Consider the following 15,964-nt stretch of genomic DNA (forward strand, 5'->3'; position numbering starts at 1 on the left):
GAGTCCTTCCCGGTCTCAGGTCATGGGATGTCGGCGGACCGCCGCGAGCTCCCTGTCGATCCTGCGCACAGCGCGTGTGCTGCGCCAGGCGAGCGCGAGGCAAGGGATCGCGAACAGCAGCAGCGCGAGCGCGAGCGCGGGGTTCCAGGCCCAGGCGATGGTGGCCAGGCCCGCGATGACCACGGAGATCAGGAGCATCACCCGACGGTTCCACTCGTACGCCTCGCGCATCTGCCCCAGCTCGGTGCGCAGCGCCTCCTGCTCGGCCGACGTGCCGGGCCGTTGCTCGCGCGCCTCGGCCACGGCCTCCCTGCGATCGGCCCGGTTCGCCGTCACCAGGCGCACCGCGTACGCGACGGCGCCGACCAGGACGAGAGCGAGTCCGATCCAGTTCTCGCGGGCCGCGAAGAGCCAGGAGAGGACGAGGCAGGAACCGATCGCGAGCAGGTACACGGGAGTGCGCATGGGCCGACGTCCTGTCATCGAGGGGGCGCTGGGCGCCGCGGGGGCGCTCATCCGAGGAAGTCCTGGAAGAACTGGATGATCGCCACCACGCCGAAGACGAACAGGACCAGAGAGCTGATCGCGACGACCACCTGCGCCCATCGGCGCATCCGGAACGGCTTCGTGAGCACCTTGTGCTCGGTCCACAGCTGGGCGAACCCCCAGACTCCCAGGGACAGCACCCCACCCAGGATCCCGGCGAAGGAGATCACGGTGGTATAGCTGAGGCCGCTGAACAGCAGCACCACCGCGCCGAGGAAGGTGTAGGTCGCCACGGCGACCCGCACCTTCTGCCAGTTCTTCGGTTCGCGTAGGGCCTTGAAGCTCGGCGCGAAGCTCTCACGCACCGTGTACGGGTAGATCGTGGACATCAGCGCCTGCAGTGACCCGAAGAAGGCCGCCCAGATAGCGATCTGGTAGAGGTACACCAGCACCGGGGAGATCACGGAGAAGAAACCGGCTTGATCACCGAGGATGTCGTCGTCGCCCGGAACCGTCTGGGAGGCTCCCGTGCCCAGCACCACGTCGCCGAGCACGAGGAAGGTGATTGCGAGGATCCCGACGGATACGAAGGAGGCGAGCACGTCCAGCTTCACCGCACGCAGCCAGGCCCGACCTTCGACGACGTTCTCCGTGTCCTCCGCGAGCGGGATGCGGGCGTGATTGCTGTCGAGCTGGTTCAGCTTCTCCTCGAGCACCGCGTGGTCGGGGACTCCCAGCATTCCCCACCGCTTCTCGCGCAGGGATCCCACGTAGCCGATGTAGTCGTAGGTCCCGCCGCCGAGCGCCCCCAGGTAGGCGACGATCTCTAGCGGGATCGAGCGTCCTGCGACGTCCGGGAAGTCCCGCTTCACCCAGTCGGGGTAGTCGCTGGGTACGTTCGGAACGAGGCCCTTGAGGGCCTCGAGCCACGGCGGGTTGGAGACGAACACGGCGACGAAGGAGAACAGGACCATCAGGCCGACGACCACGGTCTGGAAGTTCTCGACGATCTTGAAGCTGCGCAGGAACACTGTCGCAAACCCGATGACGCCCCAGACGAGACCCCAGATCTCCGGGTCGATCGAGGTGTGGAAGGTCCAGTTGGACCACTGGCCGAGACCCTGGAAGTACGCCACAGCCCAGGAGGGGAAGCAGACGACGGCGAGCACGCCCAGCAACAGGGCGAGCCAGTTCCGTGGTCCGGGGATGATCTGCGCCCAGCGCTGGAAAGGATGCTCCCCGGTCAGCACGATGTAGCGCCCGCCCGAGTAGACGATGGCCGCCTTCATGATCGCGCACAGGACGAAAGTCCAGATGATGGCCATGCCGAACACGGCGCCACCCCGGGAGGAGGAGAAGATCTCGCCGTTTCCGATCGTCACGGACGCCAGGATCATGCCCGGGCCCGTGAAGGCGATCAGGTTGCCGAAGGTCCACTTCTTCAGTCGCGGATCGGCCTCGGGATAGCGCAGCTCCCCCAGTCCGAGCTCCTGGTGCTGTGGTGCAGTCATGCCAGCTGGTCCTCCTTCGGGCCAGTCGACGTCGGGCCTCAGGGCGCCGGGTCGTTCGACGGATCTCGCCCGCGGTCGACGTCGCGTCGCTGCGGTCCCAGCTTGGTCGGGACCGGTCGCTGTCGTCGTCGGCAGCCGGGATCGTTCCGCGAGGTCAGGGGCCGACCTCTCTGGGTGTCGAACCTAGGTGGCGCCCGGGATTGTGTCAACCATTTCCTACAGGATCGCCGGAGCTGCCGCCTCGCGACGGTGGACGCCGATCGCACCCGCGAGCTGAACGTTCGGCACCGAGCAACGCACGGCGGCTGAGCACGTCGTGGCGCTGGCGTCGCCGCTATTGAGTGAGCGCCCTCGATTCACCACCACCGAAGGCGCCTGCTCGGCGTTGCTCCAGCCTCGAGGGCCAGGCCAATCCCACTAGCACTCATCAAATAGGATCACTACCCTGAGGGTGTAGCGCACGGATCCCCGCACGTTCCGCGCGTCCGATCCCGCCCCATGAGGACGGTCGCGACGCCCTTGCCTCAGGCGCACACCCCAGACGAAGGAGTCCACCTCATGACCATCAGCACCGTGACCGTTGTCGGCGCCGGATACATGGGCGGAGGCATCGCGCAGGTGCTGGCCATGGCCGGCCTCCCCGTGCAGATCGCCGACGTGAGCGTCGAGGCCGCCGACGCCGCCCTGGAGCGCATCCTCGGCGAGGCCCGTGCGAGCGAGGAGCAGGGGCTCGTGCCCGCCGGCAGCGCCGACGCCGTCGCCGCGCACCTGAGCGCCGGCAAGAGCATCGAGGAGGCCGTGTCCGACGCGGACTTCATCGAGGAGGCCGTCTTCGAGCTGCCCGAGGTCAAGCAGGAGGTGCTGGGCCGGATCTCCGCCGCCGCCCGCCCCGACGCGATCATCGGCACGAACACCTCGACGATCCCCGTGCGCGTCCTCGCCCCCGCGGTCACCCGCCCGGAGAGGTTCCTGACCGTCCACTTCTCCAACCCGATGCCGTTCATCCCGGGCGTCGAGCTGGTCGCGGGAGAGGCCACCGCGCAGGAGTCGATCGACGCGGTCAAGGACCTGCTGGCCCGCGCCGACTGCGAGGGCGCCCAGGTCGCCGACACCCCCGGCATGGTGCTCAACCGCCTCCAGTACGCCCTGCTCAAGGAGGCCACGAGCGTGGTCGAGGAGGGCGTGGCGACCGTCGACGACGTGGACACGATCGTGCGCACCACGTTCGGCTTCCGCCTGGGCTTCTTCGGCCCCTTCGCGATCGCCGACCAGGCGGGCCTGGACGTCTACGCGAACTGCTTCCGCACCTTCGAGGAGGCCTACGGCGAGCGCCTGGCCACCCCGGAGCTGCTCCAGGACGCGGTCGCCGCGGACCACAAGGGCCTGAAGAACGGCCACGGCCTCGTCGAGGACTACGACGAGGAGACGAAGGCCGAGCTCATCGCCTACCGCAACAAGGCCTACGCCCGCATGCGCGAGGTGCTGCGCGAGCTCGGCCCCGCCCCCCGCGGGACGAAGCGCCCGTCGGCCTGATCCCTCGGCCCCGCGCCGTCAGAGCAGCGCGACGACCCCGTCGACCACGAGCAGCCCCGCGAGGCCCACGACGGACTGCACCGTGACGAGCAGGCTCCACGTCTTCAGCGTCTGCGGAACCGTCAGCTTGAAGTACTCCTGGAAGAGCCAGAACGCTCCGTCGGACACGTGGGAGAAGATCATCGCTCCGGTCGCCACGGACAGTGCGGCCAGCGCCTTGTGCACGTCATCGGCCTGGGCCACCATCGGGGCGACGATCCCCGCGGCTGCTGTCACCGCGACGGTCCCGGAGCCGAGGGCGATCCTGAACAGCGCTGCGATGATCCACGCGAGCAGCACGACCGGGATCGCCCACTGCGCCGTGTAGTCGGCGATGGTGTCGCTGAGCCCGATCGCGGAGAGCATCTCCTTGAGGCCGCCTCCGGCGCCGATGATCAGCAGGACGTTGACGACAGGCTTCAGGCTCGCCTTGGATTCGCTCAGCACCTTCGATGCGTTCATCCCCGCGCCCAGTCCGAGGACCGTGAGCGAGTACAGGGCTGCGAGCAGCAGGGCGATGATCGGGCTGCCGATGAACCCGGCGGCGGCCGCCCCGAGCGATCCTTCGGCGAAGATCGCGTTCCCGATCGTCCCGAGAACCATCAGGAGCGGGGCGAGCAGCACCGCGGCCAGCGCCGCGACGATTCCCGGCGCACGCTCGTGATGGGTCTCCGCGAATCCGAACTCGGAGCCGTCGCTGACCTCGTACGTCAGGTACTGCCTCTGGAAGAGCTTCGGGAACAGCCAGACGCCGCTGGCGAAGACGGGCACGGCCACCAGGAGGCCGAACAGGGTCACCAGCCCCAGATCCACCCCCACCGCGCTGCCGGCGATGACCGTCGCGGGGCCGGGTGGGATCAGGCCGTGAGCGGCCATCATGCCCGCGGCCATGGGGATGGCGACGTACAGGGCCGACTTGCCCAGTCGACGCGCCACGGAGAACACGATGGGGATCATCAGGACGAAGGTGACTTCGAACAGGTTCGGGAGCTCGATGACGAGCGCGACCAGGCCGATGGCGAGCGGCACCAGCGCGGCGCGGCTCCGTCCGATGATCACGTTGGCGATCGTCTCGGCGCCGCCGCTGCTGACCAGCAGGCCGCCGATGACAGCACCGAGGCCGATGACGATGCCCGTCGTGGACAGCTGGTCGCCGAACCCCTTCGAGAATGCGTCGACCGAACCGACGCTGCCCAGGCCATTCACGATGCCCAGGGCGATACCGGAGATCAGGAGGGCGATGAAGGGGTGGAGTTTGCACTTGACGATCAGGAGGATGAGGACGACGACCGCGAGGAAGCCCGAGATGGCTGCGAACATCGGCGGTCAGGCCTTCGCGTCGGCGTCGAGCCGACCGGTGGCGGTCTGGGCACCGAGTCCCACGGCGATGTCGAATGCGCGCTGGCTGGGGCCGATGCTCGCGACGTTCTTGCCGACGATCTCGTACGCGGTGCCATGGGCAGGCGTGGTGATCGGCACGGGGAGTCCGCCCTGCACGGTGACGCCGTCGGAGAAGCTCATCAGCTTCATCGCGATCTGACCCTGGTCGTGGTACATCGTGACGACGCCGTCGTATTCGCCGTTGTTGGCCTTGATGAAGATCGTGTCGCTGGGGAACGGCCCCTTCGCGTCCACCTCGTCGACCTTGTTCGCGAGCTCCACTCCGGGTGCGATGTGGTCGATCTCCTCGCGTCCGAACTGCCCGTTCTCCCCCGCGTGCGGGTTCAGGGCGGCGACGGCGATGCGCGGCGCGGCGACGCCGGATCCGCGGAGGACCTCGTTCAGGAGCCCGATGGCCTGGCGCACCCGCGCGGCACTGATGTTCGCAGCCACCTCGGAGATCGGGATGTGCGAGGTGACGCGGGACGTGATCAGGTCGGGGACGACGTTGACCTCGCTCGTGAAGCCCTCGAATCCCAACTGCTTCGCGAACCAGCGCAGCTCGTCGTCCTCGTGCATCCCGGCCAGATGGAGTGACGTCTTGTTCAGCGGGAGGAACATGATGGCGTCGGCCTCGTCGGCCGAGTACAGGGCGAGAGCCTTCTCGAGGTCCCGGATCACGCGAGTGCCGGCTTCGACCGTGGTGCTGCAGCGGGGCACCTCGATGTCCTGGAGATCCGAGCCGACCAGGTGAACCGCGCCCGTCGTCGGGTGATCGGACACGGGCACCTCGACCCCGGCGGCCTCACTGGCCGCGGCGAGTTCTGCCGGCGAGACCAGGGCGATCACCTGGGCTCGCCGAAGGTTCTCGGGGTCCGCCAGGAGACGCACGGCGAGTTCCGGACCGATGCCGGAGAAGTCGCCGAAGGTGAGGGCGATACGTGGGGCGGATGAGGTCATCAGTGTCCTCCTGCGCCGGCACTGCTGCGTGCCGGAATCTGGTGATGGTGAGGGCTTGGCATGGTCGCCGCGAGCCCACGACGTGAATCCAATAGGATTTTTTCCATCTTCGGGCACATGCGCATCTGTGTCAACGACCTCTCGAGGACCGTGCATCCCATGGGGACGTACCCAGTGAGCACGCCAGCGCGCCCGTCCTCCCTGGCCGTACGAATGTCGCTGAGACATCTGATCGTCCTCCAGCAGACCGAGGGAGTTCACGGGCCCGTCTCCCGACGAGGTGCGTCCCTGCCTCGTCGAGGCCGTTCACGCTGCTTTCGTATTGGATTGGAGGCGAGCTCCGGCACTGCTCACTACCCCGGGGGCTCGGCGCGGCGGAGAAGCTCTACCGGGAGCCGATACACCCTGCGGGCGGTGCCGGCGAACATCTGCTCCTGCTCGTCGCGGGAACAGTCCCGGACGATCTCGCGGAACCCCTGCCAGATCTCGGCGTACGTGGCCGTGAGACCGTCCACCGGGAAGTTCGAGGCGAACATCAGTCTCTCGGGTCCGAACAGGTCGACGAGACGGCGCACGATCGGCCCGTTGCTCTCGACAGTCCAGGGCGCCTCGCGCTGCCCGATCCCGCTCGCCTTCACGGAGACCTGGGGATATCTCGCCACCAGTGCCACGGCTCGCGACCAGGCGCTCAGACCCTCTGGGGTCCGGTCCGAAGGGAGCCCCGCGTGGTTCAGGATCACGGGCAGCTCGGGAATCCGTTCGAGCACGGGGACGATCTCGTGGAGGTGCCACCACGCGACCTGCAGATCGAAGCTCAGCCCGAAGCGAGGGAGAAGGCTCAGCCCGTCCAGCCACGTCGGATCACTGAGCAGGCTCGGGTGATGCTTCGCCTCCGCCGGCCCGTGGCTCTGCCCCGGCTTGTGCCGGATGCCGCGGACGATCGGGATCGCCGCCAGCTGCTCGAGGGTGCTCTCGACGTCCGGTGAATCGAGCTGGGCGTGGGCGACGGCGGCGTTCGGCAGCCCGTACCGCTCGGCGATGCCCTCCGTGTAGCGCATCTCCCCCACCGGGTCGTCGAGCTCCCACTCGGTCTCCATGGTCACCGAACCCACCAGGTCGACGCCGGCGGACTCGGCGTCGGCGCGAAGGTCCGGCGGGAGGTAGTCGCGCTTGATCGACTCGTACGGTCCGTACCGGAAGTCGATGTCGACGCCCGGCCGCAGCCAGGGCTGTCGCCCGAGCGACGGCTCCCAGAAGTGATGGTGGGCGTCGATGACGGGACCGTCGTAGAGACTCATGGAAATCTCACCTGCTCCCGGCGACAGCGAGCGGACGCCCGAAGTTGATGACGGCCGAGCCGATCAGGTACAGCGCCGCCGCCAGGCCCAGGAAGAGGAACGCTCCTGCGTACGAACCGTCGGCGGCTCCGATCGCGTAGCCCATCGCCACCGGGGCGAGGGCGCCGCCGAGGCTCGATGCCATGTTCATGACGGATCCGACCTTGCCGACCTGTGCCGGTGGCGCCAACCATGCCGGGATCGCCCAGTACAGGCCGCCGAAGTTCGTGAAGAAGACGGCGAGGGCGAGCATCACCAGGCAGGCGAGCGAGCTGGAGACGGTCGGGATGAGGAACACCGTGACGACCATGGCGAGTCCCGATCCCACGAGGATCGTCTTCATCACGCGGTTGTAGCTGCCGAAGCGAGCACGCCCCCAGTCCGCGAGAGCCCCGGCGACGAGCTGCCCGACCACGCCCATCCCGAACACCGCGAAGGTGGCGCCGCCGAGGCTCAGGAGGTCGAATCCGCGGGCGTCAGCCAGGTAGGACGGCGTCCAGGAGATGATCCCCCACCACACGGTGGCCCATCCCAGCCTCCCCAACCAGAACCCCCACCAGGAAGCCGACCGCGCATAATCGGTGAGGCGCGGGAGCGGGGCATCCGGGGAGACCACTTCCGGCACCGCAGCACTGCTACCGTCCGCCCCAGCGGCCTCTGCGGACTCGGCGGAACCACGCTGACGGATGTGTCGCAGCTCGCCCTCATCGACACCGGAGTGCTCCTCCGGGGTGTCTCGGACATAGATGAAGTAGACGACGGCGAGCACGACGGTGAGCAGCCCCGTGACGACGAAGGCCCATCGCCAGGATCCGAGGACCCCGATGATGCCGGTCACCAGCACGCCCCCGATGGCGCTGCCGAAGGCGCCGGCCATGTCGATGAACGTCGCTCCGCGCGCACGCTCGCTCGCGGGAAGCCATTCACTGTTGAGCTTCGAACCGGACGGCGCTGTGGGAGCTTCGAAGGCCCCGAGCCCCAGCCGCGCCACCCCGAGGCCGAGACCCGAGGTCATGAGGCCGATGCTTGCCTGGAGAAGCCCCCAGAGAGCTCCCGCCGCACTCACGACGCGACGCGGTCCGAACCGATCCAGGAGCCACCCGCCGGGGATCTGGAAGACCAGGTACGTCCAGAAGAACAGCGAGAGGATCCAGCCCTGCAGAGCGGGCGAGATCGACAGGTCCTCCGACATGTACGGGAGCGCGATCGACAAGGTCGACCGATCCACGTAGTTCAGGAGCACGAGGAGCCAGAGGATGGCGAAGATCCCGAGTCTCTTCCTCGTGGGCCGGGAGCGCGCGGGCCGACGAGCCACGGCGGGTGCAGTCATGTTCGGAGCTCCTTCACTCTCGCTGCCGGGCGGCGCTACTCACGCCCGAATCCAATAGGATATAGGAATAGTACTCATGTGGAGGCCGATGGTCGAGGGGTCAGGCCCTCCGAATCGGATCGTTTGTAGGATTCGTCTGCGAGGACAACTCACCCGACGGAGCAGGAGACCCCCATGGCGAGCAAGCGGCAGGTGCTGCGGGCGGACGTGCAGGAGGGGATCCAGAACCGCCTCGTACAGGGCAACTGGCGCCCCGGGTCACGGCTGAGCATCGACGGACTCGCGCGCGAGCTCGAGGTCTCCCCCACCCCGGTGCGCGAGGCGCTGGTCGCCCTCGAGCGCTCCGGCCTCATCGAGTACAAGGCACTCAAGGGCTTCGTGGTCGCGCCGCCGCTGAGCGCCGAGCAGATCGACGAGCTCATCGATGCGCGCCTGATCCTCGAGACCGCCGCCTTCACCCGCGCCTTCGGCGACTGGGAAGCACTGCTGGAGGATCTGCGCACCGCCCACGCCGCGCACACCGCGATCGCCGATCGGATCGCCGCCGCCGGCGAGCCCGACTACTCGCTGCTGCACGAGTACTTCGACGCCGACGCCGCCTTCCACGAGGCACTGTTCACGCACGCCGGAAACCACTACCTGGGCTCGATGCGCGAGGTGCTGAACACCCACGGCCACCGCATGCGACAGACCTGGTCGGAGGGCCCCGAGCAGATCGACGCGGCCGAGGCCATCACCGAGCACGAGGCGATCCTCGCCCGGATCGCCGAGCACAACCACGACGGCGCCCTCGACGCCCTGCGCCGCCACCTCGAGGGCGTGCGCGAGCGCTCGGGCGCGATGGCCGACGCGGCCGAGGCGTAGCCGCCGGGCCGGGCCACGGCCTGGGCTGGGCCGATGGGTGGGCCGGGCCGACGGTGGGGCGGGCCGGACCGACGGCCCGGCATGGCCGACGGCGGGGCCGGGCCGAGTGGGCCGGCCGGGCCGGGTGGGCCGCCGTCATGTCACCCTTCGCCGCCCCTGTTGTCACGGACGGGCCGGTGGTGAGGCGGCGTGGCGATATCGCCACAGCTCCTCACCAGCGGCCCGTCCGTGACACCGCACCTGCCGGAACCCGCTGATGGGCTCGTCCTGCAGGCGGCCCGCAGCCCCTCGGCCAGGCCCTGGCCAGCTCGCCCCGGCCCCGCCGGACGTCTCAGCCCAGGTGCTCGCCGAGCTCGGCCATGAGGATGGAGAAGGACAGGGCACCGGGATCGGGGGTGCCCTTGGACTTCTCGCCGAGCACGCGAGCGCGGCCCTTGGTCGCGGTGATCAGCGCGGTCGCCTCCGCGGCATCGCGCGCGAGGGCCGCGGCCGAGCTGATCGCCGGGGCCGGATCGGTGCCGTCGAACGCCTCGAGCAGCGCGCGGCGGAACGGCACTGCCGCGTCCATCATCGTCTTGTCGCCCTCGACCGCACCGCCGAGCCGGCCGATCGTGTCCACGCCCGCGACCAGCGCGTCCACGACCTGCGGGCCCTGCACGCCCTGACTGTCTGCCACGGTGCTCCCGGCCGCGATCAGCGCCGCGCCCCACAGTGCCCCGGAGGTGCCGCCGGCGGCCTCGGACCAGGCCTCGCCCGCGTGCACCAGCACCGTGCGGGCGCCCGCGCCGTCGGCGACCGCGGTGCGTGCGGCCTCTGCGGCGCCCTTGGAGCCGAACACCATGCCCTGACCGTGGTCGCCGTCGCCGGCGATCGCATCGATCCGCCCCAGCTCGGCCTCCTCCCGCGCGCACACGGCCTCGAACAGGTCCAGCACGCCGCTGATCCTGCGCGCCGCCGCCCGGGACTCGTCGCTCGCCTGCGGGATCGGGTCCACACCCGGCTCCCACCGCACCACACCCGCGGCGTCGGTGTCGGCCCCGGAGACGGAACCGGAATCGGCGTCGGCACCAACACCGCCCGTCTCCACCGCGGGCATCGCCCCGCGATGGAACGCGGGAGTGTCCACCGGCGCGAGCCAGTGCTCCTCGAGCTCCTCGTCCAGGAACACCAGCGTCAGCGAGAGCCCTGCCATGTCCAGGCTCGTCACGTGCTCGCCCACCTCCGGGCGCACCGGCGTGATCCCCCGCTCCGCGAGCATCCGCGCCACGTGCCCATAGACCACGTAGAGCTCCTCGTACTTCACCGTGCCCAGGCCGTTGACGACCACCGCCACCCGGCCGAGGTACCCGGCCTCGCCGTCGGCCGCACGCGCGGGCTCCTCGGCGAGGACCCCCTCGACCAGCATCGCCGCGACCTCGCGGGCGCTGCCCAGGGGCACGTCCCGCACCCCGGGCTCGCCGTGGATCCCCAGGCCCACCGCCATCTGACCGCTCTCGACGTGGAACAGCGGCGCCTGGGCGCCGGGCAGGGTGCAGCCGTCGAACGCGACCCCGAAGGACCGGGTGGCGTCGTTCGCGCGGATCGCGACCTGCTCGGCCGCCTCCAGGTCTGCGCCCGCCTCGATCGCCGCACCGAGGATCTTGAAGACCGGCAGGTCGCCCGCGATCCCACGCCGGTCGCGATGGTTCTGCGGGGTGTTCGAGGCGATGTCGTCGCTGACCTTCACGATCCGCACGTCGATCCCGTCGGCCCGCAGCTTCTCTGCCGCCAGGCCGAAGTGCAGCACGTCCCCGGCATAGTTCCCGAAGCCGAGGATCACGCCGCCGCCGTTCTCCGCATTGCGCGCGACCGAGTACACCTGCGAGGCCGAGGGCGAGGCGAACACGTTCCCGCACGGGGCTCCGTGCCCCATCCCGCGTCCGACCCAGCCCGCGAAGGCCGGATAGTGCCCCGAGCCGCCGCCGATCACCAGGGCCGGCTGGCCCGCGGGCGTCGGCGCAGACCGCACCACACCCCCATGCACCTGCAGCAGGCCCGGCTGCGAAGCCACCAGCCCCGCCACCGCGTCGGCCGCGAACTCGCTCGGCTCGTCGAAGAGATACGTCATCGTGGATCCTCCAGGAAGGGCCGCTCTCACGGCTGCGTGGGCGTGGTCGGGGGCTGGCGTCGAGCCCGAGTCGACCAAATCCTATAGGAATCGACGCGGCATCGGAGCTGCCGTCTCGGCGCTCGGGGCCGTCCTTGCGATTGGTCAACCGGTTTGCCACACTATAGCGGACCGACGTCCGGCACCGCGGCCCGCCCGCGCCGACGCTCACACCGACACAGGAGTCACCGTGACCGCTTCCTCCTCCGAGGCATCGCCCGGAGCGCCCGCACCCTCGCCCGTCGCCGAGTCCGCCGTCGCCCGGTCCGCGATCCGCAAGGTCTCGGTGCGCCTGGTCCCCTTCGTCGCGCTGATGTTCTTCATCAACTACCTGGACCGCACGGCGATCGGCTTCGCCTCCCCCAACGGCATGAACGACGACCTCGCACTCTCCGCGGCGCAGTTCGGCTTCCCCTCCGGAGTGTTCTTCATCGGCTACATCCTGCTGGAGATCCCCTCCAACCTGGCGCTGCACCGCTTCGGAGCACGCATCTGGCTGGCGCGCATCATGATCAGCTGGGGCGTGGTCGCGGTGGCCTTCACCTGGGTGCAGGGCTTCACCTCGCTCACGGTGCTGCGCTTCCTGCTGGGCGTCGCCGAGGCCGGATTCTTCCCCGGGGCGATCCTCTTCCTGAGCCTGTGGGTCCCCGCCGCGTACCGCGGGCGCATCCTCATGCTCTTCTACCTCGCGCAGCCGCTGACCACGGTGATCGGCGCCCCGCTCGCGGGGCTGCTGATCCAGCAGCACGGGCTGTTCGGCCTCGCGGGCTGGCGCGTGATGTTCCTGGGCGTGGGCCTGCCCGCGATCATCATCGGCATCGCCGCGCTGTTCTACCTCAAGGACCGGCCGGCCGACGCGAAGTGGCTGACCCGCGCCGAGCAGGACTGGCTCACCGACTCCCTGCGCGCCGAGTCGACCGCGAAGAGCGAGGGCACCGGGCACGTGCCGGCACGCTTCGCCTTCCGCAGCGGACGCGTGTGGATGCTGTCGATCATCTACTTCGGCTTCATCTACGGCCTCTACGCGCTCGCCTTCTTCCTGCCCACGATCATCGAGGGCTTCCAGGACCAGTCGGGCCAGTCCTTCGGCGTGCTCGCCCAAGGACTGATCACCGCGATCCCCTACCTGCCCGCCGCGGTCGTCATGTACTTCTGGTCGCGCCACGCGAGCCGCAACGGCCTGAAGTCCTGGCACATCGCCGTGCCCGCGCTCGTGGGAGGGGTCTCGATCCCGCTGGCGCTGTACGCGGGCTCGCCGGCCCTCACGATCGCCGTCATCACCGTCACCGCCTGCGCGATCTTCGCGGCGCTGCCGAACTTCTGGACGCTGCCCACGCAGTTCCTCACCGGCGCCGCAGCGGCCGCGGGCGTCGCGCTCATCAACACGCTCGGCAACCTCGGCGGCTTCAGCGCGCCGTACATCACCGGCGCGGTCCATGACTGGACCGGCGGCTACGAGGCGCCGATGTTCCTGGTCGGCTTCTTCATGCTGCTCTCGGCACTGCTCATGGTGGTGCTCGCGCGAAGCACACGGGCACGGGGCGCCGGTGGGACGGCGAGGGCCGACGGGGCCACGGGACACGGCGCGAGCGCCGGGGCCGACGGGACGGTCCTCGTCTCCCCCGAGAAGGACTGATCGGACCGGGCGCACCCGCCCGAGGTCGATCGCGAAGGGCCGCGCGGAACCGCGCGGCCCTTCGTCGCACTCCAGCCGATACGAATCGACAACTGCTGTCCGCAGCCGCGTCTTCCGCAGGCCGTCCGGCTGGCCCGTGACCCCGGCAGCAGGCTCCCGGGCGCTCCGAGGATGCGGGCCTCCTCGGCCCCTGCCGGCCGGACCACCCCTTGCAATCCCCGCCCGGCACGTCCATGATGGTCCGCAGCCGACCGGGGCGCATCGCAGCGCCCGTCGGCGACACCCCTCCGTTCCTCCATCGCCGACGTCGTCGACCGCACATCATCGATTCGTATCGATGCAATGCGGCGGAGAAAGCGAGTTCCCCGTGCCATCCGCTCCACGCCCGCCCCTCCCGCGCAGAGCCGTCCACCGCGCGCGGTCCGCCGCGTCCCCGCGGACCGCCGCGTCCTCGCGCTCCCTCCGCGCCCCGCAGCCCGTGCTCTCCCGCCGCGCGCTCGGCACCCTCCTGGCCCCCGCGGCCCTCGCCTCGACCGCGGCTCTGGGCCTCGCCGGCTGCGGGAGCTCGACCGCCTCCGATCCGACGTCCCTGCGGATCGTCGACTACTACAACACCCCGGCCGACGACGTCGTCATCGAGGAGACCTTCACGAAGAGCGCGAAGGACCTGGGGCTCACGTTCAGCCGCGAGAAGGTCCCCGGCGACCAGCTCATCCCCAAGGTCCTGCAGATGGGGTCCTCGAAGACGCTCCCGGACATCCTCATGCTCGACAACCCCGATCTCCCACAGCTCGCGGCCTCCGGCGCCCTCGCGCCGCTCGATCAGTACGGCTTCTCGACCGACGGGCTCACCCCGTCGATCGCCGACCTCGGGATGCTCGACGGGACGCTGTACGCGATCGCCCCCACGGTCAACACGATCGCCCTGTTCTTCAACGTGCCGATGCTCGAGAAGGCCGGAATCGACCCGCCCACCACCTGGGAGGAGACCCGGGAGGCGGCCCGCGCCCTCACCGGCGACGGCACCTACGGGATCGCGTTCTCGGCGATCGCCACCTATGAGGGGACCTTCCAGTTCATGCCGTTCATGTGGTCCAACGGCGGCGACGAGAAGGACCTCGCGACCCCCGAGGTCGCGGGCGCCGCCGAGTTCTGGTCCCAGCTCCTGCAGGACGGCTCCGCCTCCCGGTCGGTGGTCAACTGGGGACAGGGCGATGCGATGGACCAGTTCAAGGCCGGGAAGGCGGCGATGGTCGTCAACGGCCCGTGGAACATCGCGGGCCTGACGGCCGACACCCCCGATCTGGAGTGGGACGTGGTCACCCTCCCGGTCCCGCGCTCCGGCGCCGAGTCGATCGCACCGCTCGGCGGGGAGGTCTGGACGGTCCCGGTGACCGGGAACGAGGAGAAGCAGCGCAATGCCGCGAAGCTCCTCCAGGCCTTCGTCGCCCCCGAGAACCAGCTGCGCATGGGCACCGCCCGCAGCACCATCCCCGGCCACGCCGCGACCGCGAAGCAGTTCGCGAGCGAGCACCCCGACCTCGCGACCTTCGTCGAGCAGGTCTCCACCGCCCGCGCCCGCACCGGCGAGCTCGGGCCCGAGTGGCCGCGCACCGCCAAGGCCATCTACACCGCGAACCAGGAGGTCCTGGTCGACGACACCGATCCGGCGAAGGCCTTCGACGAGGCCGCCCGGACCGTGAGCTGAGACGAGGAGCCACAGATGACCAGCACAAGCACTGCTTCCAGCGCCGAAGGACTCGCTTCCGTCGGACCCCGGGCCACCCGCCGATCCCCTCGCGCCGACGCCGCCGACGGAGGGCCCGCCCAGCGTCCGGAGCGCCGCCGGCGGCGCAGCGGCGAGGGCGTCCTGGTGCGCTACGCCTTCATCGCCCCCGCGGTCCTGTACCTGCTGCTGTTCTACGGGTACCCGATCGTCAAGAACGTCGTGATGAGCTTCCAGGCGTACGACTTCTCGACGTTCTTCAACGGCAGCGCACCGTTCGTCGGCCTCGACAACTACGCGACCGCGCTGTCGAACCCGATCTTCCTCAAGGCCCTCGCGAACACGGGCCTGTTCACCGTGGGCTCGATCATCGGCCAGTTCATCATCGGGCTGGGCCTCTCCCTCTACTTCCGCAAACACTTCCCGCTCTCCGGGGTGCTGCGATCCCTCCTGCTGCTGCCGTGGCTGCTGCCGATGATCGTCTCCGCGGCCGTGTGGCGGTGGATCCTCGAGCAGGACAGCGGCATCCTCAACCGCTTCCTCGAGTCCATCGGCCTGATCTCCGAGCCCATCGGCTGGCTGACCAGCTCCGACACCGCCCTGATCGCCGTGATCATGGTGAACATCTGGCTGGGGATCCCCTTCAACGTGGCGCTGCTGTACAGCGGGCTGCAGGCGATCCCGGAGGAGCTCTACGAGGCCGGCCAGCTCGACGGCGCGACCGGCTGGAAGTCCTTCCGCCACATCACGCTGCCGCTGCTGCGCCCCGTGGTCAGCGTGGTGCTGCTGCTGGGCGTCATCTACACGATCAAGGTCCTGGACCTGATCATCGGCCTCACCGGCGGCGGCCCCGCGAACGCCACGCAGACGCTCGCGACCCGCAGCTACGAGCTCAGCTTCCTCGAGTTCGACTTCGGCCAGGGCGCCGCGCTCAGCAACGTCCTGATCCTCATCGCCCTGCTCTTCTCCGTCGTCTACCTGCGGGCGAACGCGCGCGCCGCGAAGAACGGATGACC

General features: G+C 69.6%; 12 protein-coding genes. 5 read left to right on the plus strand and 7 right to left on the minus strand.

Annotation, left to right across the window (positions count from 1 at the left end; all coding sequences use genetic code 11):
* Positions 1 to 15: 15 nt before the first annotated feature.
* Together FHG10_RS16800 and FHG10_RS16805 are read right to left on the minus strand one after the other, a co-directional pair.
* Positions 16 to 465, minus strand: a complete 450-nt coding sequence (locus tag FHG10_RS16800; RefSeq protein ID WP_152354518.1) for a hypothetical protein — start codon at positions 463 to 465, stop codon at positions 16 to 18.
* 47 nt (positions 466 to 512) lie between these two features.
* Positions 513 to 1,997, minus strand: coding sequence for an Nramp family divalent metal transporter (locus FHG10_RS16805; RefSeq protein WP_152354519.1), 1,485 nt, complete (start codon positions 1,995 to 1,997; stop codon positions 513 to 515).
* 558 nt (positions 1,998 to 2,555) lie between these two features.
* On the opposite strand from FHG10_RS16805, the gene FHG10_RS16810 reads away from it, so the two are divergent.
* Entirely contained in the window at positions 2,556 to 3,530 is a 975-nt protein-coding gene (locus FHG10_RS16810; RefSeq protein ID WP_152354520.1) for a 3-hydroxyacyl-CoA dehydrogenase family protein, read from the plus strand.
* 18 nt (positions 3,531 to 3,548) lie between these two features.
* Here the strand turns inward: FHG10_RS16810 and FHG10_RS16815 are convergent, their stop codons facing one another.
* The 4 genes from FHG10_RS16815 to FHG10_RS16830 all read right to left on the minus strand — a co-directional run bounded on the left by FHG10_RS16815 (position 3,549) and on the right by FHG10_RS16830 (position 8,576).
* The gene (locus tag FHG10_RS16815; RefSeq protein ID WP_152354521.1) at positions 3,549 to 4,889 is read right to left on the minus strand and encodes a GntT/GntP/DsdX family permease; all 1,341 of its coding nucleotides are present in this window, start codon (positions 4,887 to 4,889) and stop codon (positions 3,549 to 3,551) included.
* A gap of 6 nt (positions 4,890 to 4,895) precedes the next feature.
* The gene (locus FHG10_RS16820) at positions 4,896 to 5,909 is read right to left on the minus strand and encodes a 4-hydroxythreonine-4-phosphate dehydrogenase PdxA (protein ID WP_152354522.1); all 1,014 of its coding nucleotides are present in this window, start codon (positions 5,907 to 5,909) and stop codon (positions 4,896 to 4,898) included.
* A gap of 353 nt (positions 5,910 to 6,262) precedes the next feature.
* On the minus strand, positions 6,263 to 7,207 hold the full coding sequence (locus FHG10_RS16825; RefSeq protein WP_152354523.1) for an amidohydrolase family protein: 945 nt from the start codon (positions 7,205 to 7,207) through the stop codon (positions 6,263 to 6,265).
* Between the two features lie 7 nt (positions 7,208 to 7,214).
* Positions 7,215 to 8,576, minus strand: coding sequence for an MFS transporter (locus FHG10_RS16830; protein WP_152354524.1), 1,362 nt, complete (start codon positions 8,574 to 8,576; stop codon positions 7,215 to 7,217).
* Positions 8,577 to 8,750: 174 nt separating this feature from the next.
* Here FHG10_RS16830 and FHG10_RS16835 point away from each other — a divergent pair, with 174 nt between their 5' ends.
* Positions 8,751 to 9,440, plus strand: a complete 690-nt coding sequence (locus FHG10_RS16835) for a GntR family transcriptional regulator (protein ID WP_152354525.1) — start codon at positions 8,751 to 8,753, stop codon at positions 9,438 to 9,440.
* A gap of 331 nt (positions 9,441 to 9,771) precedes the next feature.
* Here the strand turns inward: FHG10_RS16835 and FHG10_RS16840 are convergent, their stop codons facing one another.
* A complete protein-coding gene (locus FHG10_RS16840) occupies positions 9,772 to 11,547 on the minus strand; it encodes a dihydroxyacetone kinase family protein (protein WP_152354526.1) in 1,776 nt (591 codons plus the stop codon).
* Between the two features lie 229 nt (positions 11,548 to 11,776).
* Between FHG10_RS16840 and FHG10_RS16845 the strand changes: the two genes are divergently transcribed.
* From FHG10_RS16845 to FHG10_RS16855, 3 genes are all read left to right on the plus strand, one after another.
* On the plus strand, positions 11,777 to 13,222 hold the full coding sequence (locus FHG10_RS16845; RefSeq protein ID WP_152354527.1) for an MFS transporter: 1,446 nt from the start codon (positions 11,777 to 11,779) through the stop codon (positions 13,220 to 13,222).
* Between the two features lie 478 nt (positions 13,223 to 13,700).
* On the plus strand, positions 13,701 to 14,930 hold the full coding sequence (locus tag FHG10_RS16850) for an extracellular solute-binding protein (protein WP_227488343.1): 1,230 nt from the start codon (positions 13,701 to 13,703) through the stop codon (positions 14,928 to 14,930).
* Positions 14,931 to 14,945: 15 nt separating this feature from the next.
* A complete protein-coding gene (locus FHG10_RS16855) occupies positions 14,946 to 15,962 on the plus strand; it encodes a carbohydrate ABC transporter permease (protein ID WP_152354529.1) in 1,017 nt (338 codons plus the stop codon).
* Positions 15,963 to 15,964 lie beyond the last annotated feature (2 nt).

It is taken from the genome of Brachybacterium subflavum, from assembly GCF_009299795.1.
GTDB lineage: Bacteria > Actinomycetota > Actinomycetes > Actinomycetales > Dermabacteraceae > Brachybacterium > Brachybacterium subflavum.